The organism is Paenibacillus hemerocallicola, from assembly GCF_006265175.1.
GTDB classification, from domain to species: Bacteria; Bacillota; Bacilli; order Paenibacillales; family NBRC-103111; genus Paenibacillus_AB; species Paenibacillus_AB hemerocallicola.
Genome location: NZ_VDCQ01000074.1, coordinates 36,022 through 47,556, shown reverse-complemented (window position 1 = coordinate 47,556; position 11,535 = coordinate 36,022). Strand labels below are relative to the sequence as shown.

The window sequence follows — 11,535 nt, the reverse complement described above, 5'->3', positions numbered from 1 at the left end:
GACGTATTGCTGCTCGTCCACGTTACTTTCGCATTCGTCGCGTTTGCCGGTACGACTGCCGCCGTCAACGTTCCCGGCGCTCCGCCCGCCGCCAAGCTCAACGTCCCCGGCGTTACCGTTACGCCGGTTACGGCGATAACGACCGCATTGCTCACCTTCACCTTTCCGGCCTTCAAGGTTTTGTCCATTTCCACCGCGGATGTATCCGTGAAGGTAAAATCATCGATATCGGTTTGCTTGACGACGGTCAGCACTTTATCGCCGAGCGAGGCGTCATCCTTGATCTTGAATGCTATCGTAAAGAGCGCGTCTCCGGCTTTTGCGGCCTTTGTGCCGCCCGCCGCATCGACCCACGCCGTCTTTAGCCAGCCTTCCGCATTGTTGAAATTGGAAGCGAAGTAATCTCCTCCGTTCCCGGTAATGCCGGTCACTTCCAAAGCCCTCTTGTCATAATTGATCTTCATGCGTAGGAGCCGACGCCCGCCGACGCCTGCGCGAGCGATACGGGCACATGGACCGTTTGTCCCGCCATTCCTTCCGCTTCGCCGATTTCGACCGACGACGTTCCCTTTGCGGCCGTTACCGTCACCTTGCCTGGAGTGAAAGTGGCGAAATTGTTCCATGTCGAGTCATCCTCCGAAAACGAGCCGGAAACGATCGTGATCGCCGAATCGCCGGCGGATGCCGCGCTTTTGATTTTGAACTTTAACGTAAACGCTACTTTTTTCTCCAAAAGGAACCCGAGTCCATCCAAGTATGCTTGATCCACCTTGATCGTTCCGGCTGTTGTGGTGTCCACATTGGATTCAATCGCTGATAATTGGACGTCCACCGGCAAACTCTGATCAAGCTCCAGCACGTTCTTATCGTAACTGATTTCCGTTTTATAGCGCAGCACGGACGACATTGCGGGATCGAGGGTTATCTTCACATCCACGCTGTCCCCGGGCTTCCCCGATGCCTGACCCGCCTCTATGCTGGCGGAGGTGCCGTTCGCTCCGGCGACCGGGCCGAAGGAAAAGACAAGGCACAGTACAAGCAAAACGGCTAACCAGCTTCTGCCGGTCAAACCCGCGCGACGAGCCGTTCCGAAAGAAGCGCGTCCGTCCGAGCCGGCAGCCCCGCTCCGTCCGACATTCCGATTGACCATTACCCCGCCACCCCCAAGTAAATGTTCATGATGATTTTCAAGTCGTCCGCGTCAACCTTGCTGTCGTCGTTCATATCGAGAATCGCTTTCTGATCGTTCGTCAATTGAATCAGACCTTGCGTATATTTTGTAATATACAGCGCATCCGCCGGCGTAACCTTGCCGTCGCCGTTAACGTCTCCTTTCAGCACGGTCACTTGCTGAGTAACCGTAAAGCTCACCGGAGCGGCTTGGTCGGCCGTGACCGTGACCGTCGCCGAATACGTGCCGGCAGCCAAACCGTCTTTGGCTTTCACCGTGAACGACCTCATCGCCGTATTTTGGGTCAAGGTCTTGCCAGTCAGCTTGGAAAGCACGAAATCGCCGGCGTTCGTCCCGCTCAGACTCACCTGCAGATTGGCCAAGTCTCCCGTGCCGTCGCGAACTGCCGCAATCGACCTCGCTTCCTGCTTGCCCGCCTCGTATCCGGCTTTGAGCAATGTCAACGTTTGGTTGCCGATCGAGCCGAGAATCGTGGTCGGCACGGTATTCAGGCTGTCGTTGGTCATGACCGTCGTCCGATTCGAAATCATGCCGTACCGCGTCAGAAATCCGAGATAGGCGGTATCGCCAACAAAAACCAGCTTTTGCGCCTCCTCGTCCACCGCGCCGTCGGTAAACTCCGTACTGCCTGCCTTGGACCACGTACCGCTTTCAAGCCTCAGCACACTAAGCCTTGGCTCATCGTCCGAGACAACCACATACGGCGTCTCATTGTGTATGCTCAAGGAAAACTGCGGACGCCCCCCTTTCGGCGGATTCGTGCTGTCTACCTTGGACCAGGTATCATTCGTATATTTCAGGAGAGTCATCTTGTAGGAATCTTGAGTGTCTCTATAGGCAATGTAAGGAATGCCGCTGTCACTCAGGACAAAATCCAAATAGTAAGCATTGCTCATATCGCCGGGCGTTCCGACCTGCACCCAGTCCGAGCCGACAAGCTTCTTCACTATCGCCTTGCCGTCATTTACATCATTCAATTTCGAATGTCTGTATGCTCCGTAAACAACGCCGTTGCCGTCAGCAGCCAGATGAATATAAGAAGCGTCGTTGGAAGAGAGATTGCCGTTTCCGGCATTCACCCAAGCGGTTCCGTCCCACTTCTTCACGATGGCCGGACTGCTCCCCTGAGTTACCGACCATGCGACGTAAGGGACATCTCCGGCGCCAATAACGATTGAAAGGTAGAACGGATTACTTTGCGATATACCGGCGCTTCCTACTGTCTGCCAAGCCGTTCCGTCGAACTTCTTAACGGTCACTTTTTTGCCGTTGCTTCCGTCTGCGAAGGCCAAGTACGGACGATTGCCGCTGTCGAAAGCGAGTGCCATCGCAGACCCCGCGCTGCCTTCGGTAAAGCCCGCGCCGCCTACGGCTTGCCAACTTGTCCCGTTTAAGGTTCTCACCGTCGCTTTTTCTTCGTGATCGTTGTCCTGATAAGCGACATACAGCTTGCCTGTCCGATCGGCCGCTACATCCCCGAACCAACCGTTCAGCCCTTGCTCGCCCGCATATTTCCATGAAGCGTTCGTCCATGCCCGTACGCCGGCCAAAAGCGCGGTCTGAACTTCCGCTTGGGACTTGTACCCGCCGTAGTTGCGTTTGGCCAGCATCGTATGGAGAGCCGCGTCGCGGTCGGCCACGCTCAACGCGTTATATGCCGTCAAGTCCAATTGCAGCAGCGTGTTCCCCAACGCGTTGCCCAAAGCCGTCGCGTCGCCCGCGGCGTTCACATTCGCAAGCGGCGTCTGGTTGACGATCGCCGCATCGAACGCAAGCTGCACATCCGCCGCGCTGCCGTAGCCTCCATAGGGACGAATGGAGAATACGTGCGAGACAACCGCGGTTTGATCGTTGCTTTTCCATTTCGAATATACGCCGAGCGTAAAGCCGCTTCCTGTATACTCAAGCAAATCTTTCATCGCCGCCGTATCGGCCGCGTCATTCACTGCATCCGTGACGCTCGGGCCGATATTGGCGCTCGCGTATAGGTTCGAGCCGGACGACCATACCAACGTATCTCCGTGCATATCGACGGAAGATTTCTGATCGTTCGAGGTCGTGATTGCCGCACCCGACGACGTATCGAGATTATACATATAAACTTGAGCGTCTGCGCCGCGGTTGTCGATCCAGGCGACGCGGTTGTTATAGATGACGGGATACTGCTGGCCGCTGCCGCTGTGTTGGAGAAACTTGCCTTGATTCAAGTCGAGATCGTACAAATAAACGGTAGAGTAATATTCCGAGTCGCTTCGCGTGTCTTCCCAAACGATCTTGCTTCCATGAACCGCCGGATTTTGCTGATTGGTTCCGGTCGCAATCGTTTCCGTTTTATTTTCGCTGATCGTATACACATAAATTGCCGATTCGTACTTGCTCGTTCCGGGGTTGTACCTTTTCTCGTACCACACGACGCGATCTCCCGAGAGGGCGTGTCCCGTTTGCACGCTAAAATCATTGTCCGGGTTCGTATTGATTTTTTTGGAGGTCGCTTTGTCGATGTCGTACAAATAGATCCCGTTATTGATCCGGTATACGATAAAGTTCCCGTCGATCAAAGGACTCGACTCGTAAATCGCATCGCTGTTCGTAAGTCGCGTTTCCGTGCCATTGCTAGCATCATACAGATAAAGGTCCATAGTCACGCCGCGGTTTTCCGACCATACGATTTTGTTTCCGCTGACGTCCGGCGTGTAGGCTTGACCGCTGGTCGTAAGTCGGCGTCCCTGCTTGCCGGACGTATCGTACATATGGATATTGCTGCTGCTGGACCAAACGATCAGATTCCCGTCCATTTTCGGCGAGCTTTTCGATTCCTTCGTGCCGTAAGTGACCGGATACTCCGCCGTCGGCGCCGCGTAAGCCTTTCCCCCCTCCAGTGCCGGCAATCCGAGCAGGCCGGCGAACGCCAGCAGCAAGACCAACAACCCTGACACAGACTTGTTCAATAGGCCGCGCATTTCCTCATCTCCCCCTCATGTAACAAAAAATAGGCCATTGGTAGTATACCAACGGCCGCTTAAAGATCTCTTAATCCGAAAGACCCTTATTCGCAAATACGCCAAATAGCCGTTCTCTCAATGAAGAGGGAACGGCCGCGATCCGGCTTTATGAAACTCGATCGATTGAGCATACGGATCATGCTGCAGTTCCTGCAGCGCATGAATCAACCTGTCGCGTATTCTGGCTGCCTGATCATGCTTGCCCATCGTTCGATAGCATTCCATCAGCAAGCGGTATACCGTCTCGTCATAAGGCTCTTCAAGCAAGAGCCGCTCCGCAACCGCAGCAGCCTTGCTCGGCATGCCCTCGCTCCGATAGTGCTCCGCAAGCAGAAGGCTGACGTCCAGCCATAATCTGCGCAGCTGCTCGATGGCCTCGATCGCCCATGGGTAATCGCAACGTTGCAGCAGAGGGCCGCGATACAATTCCAACGCCGCTTCCAGCTTGCCCGCTTCGCCGCCTTCCAACAGCGCCCGCGCCGCAAGCAGCGATTGGCGCAACGAGAAGTAATCGCAATCGACCCCTTCCCGGCTCAGCATATACTTCTCTTCTTTATATTCAACGATATTGGCGAATCCCAGCTTGCGGAAATCCGCTCTCAAATAGCTAATGCAGGTATGCAAATAAATTTTCGCTTTGGCGTAATCGACGTCGCCCCACAGACGGTCGATAATGTCGTCCCGATGAACGCCTCCGGCCGAATGCAGCAGCAAGAAGACAAACAATTCCCGGGGTTTGGCCGTACGCCATATCCGCGCTCCCTGAAGCTCGTCCGACACTTCCAATCCGCCCAGCAGACGAATGTTCAGGCTAGGCGGCGCCTGCTCGTCCGGGCCCGTCCCCCCTGCCGCATCCAGCCGGGTCGAACGGCGAATTCTTTCCACGGTTTTCAACAATCTGGCTTCCTCCAGCGGCTTCAACAAATAATCGATCGCCCCTTGCTCGAAAGCGCCGATCGCGAACTTGTCGTACGCTGTGACAAACACGATGGTCAAGGCGGCGACATCGCTGCGAAGCCGCTCCGCCAGCTCGATTCCGCCCATGCCGGGCATCTCGATATCGAGAAAGACCGCATCCGGCTTCAAATCTCTTATTTGCTCCAACGCCTCGAACGGATTGCCCGAACGACCGACGATTTCTATCCCGCCTATTTCCAGCAGCATCATTTCCAGCATTTCCAATGCGCGCCGCTCGTCATCTACCAAATAAGCTTTTAAGGCTCTCATCTTTGCACCCATTCCTTCGCTTCGCAATTCCAGACTTACCTGGCAAGCGGAAGCCGGAACGTAATTTTCGTACCTATTCCTTCCGCGCTTTCCAGCTCCAGCGTGTCCCCTGTCAACCGGGACACTCTTTTGCGAATGCTTGCAAATCCTACTCCCTGCGCCGTTGTTTCTCTATGAAGCAACTCTTGCGCGGTTCGCCCCGGCATTCCGACGCCGTCGTCCTCCACGATCACTTTCATCGCGGCCTTCTCGCGTCGAATGATCAGCTTCACCGTTCCTCCTGAAATTCGCTTGACCACGCCATGCCGAATCGCATTTTCCACCAAAGGCTGTATAGTTAACGGAGGAATGAGATATTCCAGCAATTCCGGTTCCACGTCAATGCGGATATTCAGTCTGTCTCCATATCGTTCTTTTTCAATTTCCGTATAGGCCCGGATCAAATCCAGCTCTTTTCCCAGGCTGATCGTCTGCTCGGCACTATCGATCTGAAACAAGATACGCAAATAGTTGCTGAATACGGAGATCAGCTTCCCTGCCTTGCGGCCGTCCGTATAGCATAACGACTTAATGGTCGTCAGTGTGTTATAAAGAAAATGAGGCTTAATTTGCGATTGCAGGAAAGCCATTTCATGGAGCGCCGCTTCTTTGGCCATTCTTTTCATCGCTAGCAGTGTCCGGATTCTTGCCCGCACCTCGCCCGTATCCAGCGGTCTGGCAATATAGTCATTGCCGCCGGCGTCCAGCCCGGCCTCTATATCGGCCGGCGTGTTCCGGGCCGTGATGAATAAAATCGGCAATTCGATCAGTGTGTACCGCTCGCGAATCAGGCGAACGGTTTCGTATCCCGAGCCGTCGTCCATCATCATATTGATCAGTACGATGTCCGGCTTGTCCGGCACCTCGACCTTGCGCACCGCTTCTTCCCGGGATTGTGCCGCCATGACCTTGTACCCTTCCATCGCAAGCAGCGGAAGCAGCACCTCGAACATGACCGCTTCATCCTCGACAATAAGCACCGTGTATGCGCTGCGTGCGGAATTCGCCTGCAGGCCAGTGGGCAATCCGACTCCGGCGGCGGCTTCCAACGATTCGTGAACCGGATAGGGCAACGCTATGGCTTCGGCCGAAAAGCCGAGCGGAAGGTTCATCACGCAGCAGTACCCCCCGCCGGGAGACCATTCCATGCGCAAGCTTCCCTGCATCAGCTCAACCAGCTTGTCCACGATGGCAAAGCTCCATCCAAGCCCCCTGCTGTCCAGCTCCAATGCTTTCTCGCGATGCTCGAATGCCTGCCGAATCACCTCGAGATTGTCGGTCAGCATCCCTTTGTCCCTAATCTGTATCGTTACCTCGACGGCAGTGCCGCGGCGACGACCGATTACGGCAATACTTCCGCCTTCCATAAGCACTATACTATTGTCGATAAGGTGATACAGCGCCTGCATGAGACGATTCTCATCCGCAAGGACATACCCGGCGTCCCGATCGATGCGACGATTCAGCGAAATCCGTTTGCCATCGGCAATAAATTCGAATACTTCGAACACCATGGAGACGCAGGCGGCCAGATTTACGTGCTTAAGCGCCATCGTTAAACTGCCGTCCCTGATTCTTGCAAGGTCGATAAGATCATCCACCATGTACGACATTCGGTAGGCGGCATTGCGAACCATCTGAAGCTTGTCCTTGGCCGCCGACTCTGCGCCGGGATTTTGTCCGGCAGCTTCCATGATCGCTTCCGACAAATTTAAAATTCGGTGCAACGGCGTTTTGAGCTCCACCGACGTGCGGCGCAGAAACTCGTCCTTGAGTCGATTAGCCTCCCGCAACGTTCCCGATAGCCCTTCCATTGCGGAATAAGTTCGAAAATACCGCTGCACGAGCATGATACAAATCAAGAGTAGAAAACAGATGATCGACGTCGGGGCAACCCAGTTTTTATCCATGTAGTATCTTACATGCAAAATATTGCTTGATTTAAACAGGAGCAGGAACAGCATCGATGCGATATAGATACGCAGCTCCATTTTGCCGTATTTGCCAAAATTCCCTCTCGCATAGTTGATCGCCAAAAGGATAATCAACAAAAAGTGGAACAACATGACTATATTAATAGCCAGCCGCTCGACGGCAATATATCGATAGTAGGGCAAGAGCAAAATCGCTGCGCAATACGCGCCCACCATCAACGCCGGTATCGCCAATATTTTGCCGTATTTGAACGGGCGGTACATTCTGGTCGTCAAAACGTACAGGATGGGCACTCCTGCATAGATCGTAAAATTTTTAAATGTCCAGGCGGCTTCAAAAGGAAGTTTCGGGATAAGCTGCAAAAATAGCTTCTCCCCGTTAACAAATGTATTTCCGGCGAAAAAAATAAAAAATAAGGCGAACAAGATCAAGCTCGAATCGCGAATGTACAAAAGAAACAAGACGAGAAAAAAAACGCCGAACACGAGCAGCACCAACGAGCTGGCCGCCTGAATCGCCACATCCGACAAAATGGTGCGGGACATGTTGTCGCTGTACCCGAAATATAACGGCGTGCCGACGCCTCCCGTACGATGATCGAAATTGGCTACTTGCAAAACGATTTCAATGTAATCGTTTTCACTTTCTTTATGGAATACCGCAGTAATGGGCACATTGGCAGGCAAGTATTCCCGTTTGTTCTCGGCCGGGCGGCCGGAGCTTCCAAGCAGCTTCCCGTCAACGAACAGCTTGGCCGACATAAAAATAACATTCGCGTGAATCGCATATCGGGATTCCCGGTTGTCCCCCACTTTGGCGATCAGCCTGTACGTCCCGTATCCCCACTTGCCCATCGGCTCGCCATTATCCGCGACCGAGCCGCTCCATGCGCCCGGTACGGACTGATAACCGCTAGGCTGCGCCGCTTCGTCGAAATCCCGCGGCTGCAGAAGCCGGCCCGGGTAAAACTCCCACTTCCCGTTCAAAGGCAAATTCCCCTGCCCGATAAAATCCCATTCGCTGAGGTCGATCTTTCCCTGATCGACAGTAGGCATCGCCTTGGGCTCTTGGAAATAAATCCCCCATATAGCTATACCCGCGAAAATGATCATGACGCCAGTAAGGATAAGGAGAAAGGAATCGGGCTTGATTCGCCCGACAAAAGTTCTCATGTGATCTACGCTCCACTGTGCTCGCGATAACGAACCGGGTGTCAACCATTCCTTACCGTTCATGTTTCGGTTCGGACCGTACTTCGAGTGAATAGACTCGCTTTATTGTACTTCATTTCACGACATTATCCAACAAATCCGCGAGGCTAACCGCCTGGTCTATCGCCGCGGGGGCACGCCAAAAAGGAGCCATTCCATGGCGGAATGACTCCTGATAACGAACCTATTCATCCGTGTTCGGCTTCGCGGCCTCTTCACCGAGCCGCTCCCAACCTGTTGCGGATGCCCTGAACTTCATTCGGACGAGCGAGCCGTCCGGCTTCTCCACGGCGACCATAATCCCTTCGGCAACCGGTATGATATGATGAACCTCTCCGTCCTTTACCAAGGCGAGAACCTGCGGCGCCAATACGGGCAACAGCGTCTCCTCGAGCCACATCCGTTCCCGGTACCATTGCGGCGGCGCAGCCGGAGGCGGATACCCTTCGGCCGGTACGCCCAACTCCTCCGCCAACCGCCCGGAATCGTTCGGCAGACGACGCCCCGCCCCGATGGCTGCGACGAAACGAAGACACAGCTCGACCGTTCGCAGCACTTCGTCGTAGTCAAGCGATCCGTTCGCATATCGGATTTCCACCGTCCCGATATCGAACCAGGCAGCCGCGTTAATCCCGCACCGGTGGGATTGCGGGCGTCCTCTGTGGCGAATCGCCGATTCCTTCGGGTCGGACCTGAAGCGGTGCAGCATCGCCTCGGTCACGGGCGGACAAAACAGCATGCGGTGATCGCTCGTACGCAGCAAACCGCGAAGCGCCTCCTGCATCGATACTGCCGTTTCGACGATCGGCAGCAATACGGGCTGTCCCCATCGCTCCAGTCCGACATGCACATGAAGCCCGCAGCTCCAATTCGCGGTCGCCCCTTGCGCCTTTAGCCGGTCCAGCATAACCCTAATCTGGTCCCGCTGCTCCCACACGATCGGAGGCGGCTTCAGCTCGCTGCCCGACTCCGCCCCCGTTTCGTCGATTTGCAGCTCGTCGAGCGACATCACCCATCCCGGCAGCAGCTCGACCTGCTCCGGAGCTCCGCCTACAAACTCGATTTCCACTCCGAATTTCAATTCCTGCCACATTACCTGCTTAGGCCACATACGTCCTACCCTCTCTCATTCGTAATGGAATCACGTGATAAGGAGACGGAGACGCAGGCGGCCCTCGCGCTCGGGGTTAACGGGGAATTTTTTGTCTGGGCAAAGCAATCCCTCCTGTTCTTTCTGGATTTGTGAATAAACGGAGCGCACCGACCCAACACTAAATCGAATCCCGAGGCAAGCGATTCATTCGGTTACGGCATCCCGCCATGCTTCAAAACCACTTTCCCCGGTCTCCGATTCACGATCAGCAGAAGCTGCTCCGCCATGTATTCCGGCGTATAGGGAAACCCTTCGCGGATCCAGTGATCGGTAAGGCCCAGCAAAGCATGGGTCTGGTAAATGATCTGCAGCTCGGTGTTGATTTTGGAAGACGACTCGTCCGGAGCGACGTACAGATCTTCCATGGAGACCGATTTCAACGTACGGAACATTTGCTCGCGAAAGTTCGGCAGCACGTTGCCGTTCAGCAGCGTTTCGTACAACTTGGCGTTCCGGTATATATGATCGAATATCGCAACGGAAGTATAGGGCAATTCGTCCAGATGAAAAGAAGCTTTATCCCGGTACGGTGCCCGGAACGCCTCGATCAGCCCGGAAGTGACTTCGCCGATCACGTCCGCGAGCAGCGCGTCCTTATGCTCGTAATGCGCGTAAAACGTGCCGCGGTTGCAATCGGCCAGCCGGACGATTTCCGTGATGGAGACGGACTGGAAGTCTTTCTCGGCCAGCAGCGTGAGGAGCGCACGCTTGAGCGCCTGCTTGCTTTTGGCGATTCTTCTGTCCGGTTTTGCAGCCGTATCCGACATGGGTCACACTTCCTCCAAACTCCGGTAGAATGAATAGGCTCGCGATTTATCCAACAGAATCGGCCAACTTGTTCGTTTTCGTACATATCGAACATTTTTACTGATTGTTGCCGTCCGCCGGGAGGATTATACTTTTAGTAGACAGTTGTTGATAAACCGACAGCTGTTCCAGATGCTCGCTTTTATTGTACTTCAATTCGCCGCACAATCCAACAATCCGGGAGGTCATGATCATGAAGCTTGAAGGAAAAGTCGCCGTCGTAACCGGAGCCGGCTCCGGTATGGGCAAGGAAATCGCCGTCTTGTTCGCAAAGGAAGGCGCCAAGGTCGTCGTGGCCGATCTGAACGAGCAGTCCGCGCAAGCAACCGTCGCCTTGATCGAAGCGGGCAACGGCACCGCCGTCGCCGTAGCCGCGAATGTCGCGAAAGAGGATGACGTTCGGAACATGATCGATACTGCGGTCGAGAAGTACGGCACTTTGGATATATTGGTGAACAACGCCGGTATTATGGACGGCATGGTTCCCGCCCACGAGCTGACCGATGAAGCGTGGGAACGCGTATTTGCCGTCAACGCGACCGGCCCGATGCGCGCGATCCGGAAAGCGCTCCCCCTCTTTATGGCAAAAGGCAAAGGCAGTATCGTCAATATAGCTTCCGTCGGCGGACTGTACGGCTCCCGGGCGGGTGCCGCCTACACGTCCTCCAAACACGCGGTCGTCGGTCTGACCAAAAACGTCGGCTACCAATACGCCAAGCTCGGCATCCGCTGCAACGCCATCGCGCCTGGCGGAGTGAAGACGAATATCGGCGCGGGCAGCTCCGCTCCAAACGAGTTCGGAATGGAAAAGGCGATGGCGGGAATGGGCATTAATCCGAGAGTGGGCGATCCCGCGGAAATTGCCGCCGTCGCGCTGTTCTTGGCGTCGGACGAGTCCGGCTTCGTCAATGGCACCGTCATTACAGCCGATGCGGGCTGGACGGCATATTGAACCGGAAATAAATATAG

At 54.8% G+C, this 11,535-nt stretch carries 8 protein-coding genes; 1 reads left to right on the top strand and 7 read right to left on the bottom strand.

Features of this window, described 5'->3' with window-relative positions:
• The 7 genes from FE784_RS34365 to FE784_RS34335 all read right to left on the bottom strand — a co-directional run.
• The coding region (locus FE784_RS34365) for a cohesin domain-containing protein (protein ID WP_176706719.1) at positions 1-464 on the bottom strand (464 nt) is incomplete at its 3' end.
• The gene (locus FE784_RS34360) at positions 461-1,150 is read right to left on the bottom strand and encodes a cohesin domain-containing protein (protein WP_139606770.1); all 690 of its coding nucleotides are present in this window, start codon (positions 1,148-1,150) and stop codon (positions 461-463) included. The genes FE784_RS34365 and FE784_RS34360, both read right to left, overlap by 4 nt.
• On the bottom strand, positions 1,150-4,152 hold the full coding sequence (locus tag FE784_RS34355; RefSeq protein WP_139606769.1) for a dockerin type I domain-containing protein: 3,003 nt from the start codon (positions 4,150-4,152) through the stop codon (positions 1,150-1,152). Before FE784_RS34355 ends, FE784_RS34360 begins: the two co-directional genes overlap by 1 nt.
• Before the next feature lie 117 nt (positions 4,153-4,269).
• Complete coding sequence (locus FE784_RS34350; protein ID WP_176706718.1) at positions 4,270-5,421, bottom strand: response regulator; 1,152 nt, start codon at positions 5,419-5,421, stop codon at positions 4,270-4,272.
• Positions 5,422-5,456: 35 nt separating this feature from the next.
• Positions 5,457-8,567: an ATP-binding protein gene (locus FE784_RS34345; RefSeq protein WP_176706717.1), complete on the bottom strand. Its 3,111-nt coding sequence runs from the start codon at positions 8,565-8,567 to the stop codon at positions 5,457-5,459.
• Positions 8,568-8,790: 223 nt separating this feature from the next.
• Entirely contained in the window at positions 8,791-9,717 is a 927-nt protein-coding gene (locus tag FE784_RS34340; RefSeq protein ID WP_139606766.1) for an amidoligase family protein, read from the bottom strand.
• A 194-nt stretch (positions 9,718-9,911) separates the two neighbouring features.
• Positions 9,912-10,526 (bottom strand): TetR/AcrR family transcriptional regulator, encoded by a 615-nt coding sequence (locus FE784_RS34335; RefSeq protein WP_139606765.1) that lies wholly within the window; start codon positions 10,524-10,526, stop codon positions 9,912-9,914.
• Positions 10,527-10,756: 230 nt separating this feature from the next.
• On the opposite strand from FE784_RS34335, the gene FE784_RS34330 reads away from it, so the two are divergent.
• The gene (locus FE784_RS34330; RefSeq protein ID WP_246132318.1) at positions 10,757-11,518 is read left to right on the top strand and encodes an SDR family oxidoreductase; all 762 of its coding nucleotides are present in this window, start codon (positions 10,757-10,759) and stop codon (positions 11,516-11,518) included.
• Positions 11,519-11,535: the final 17 nt, after the last annotated feature.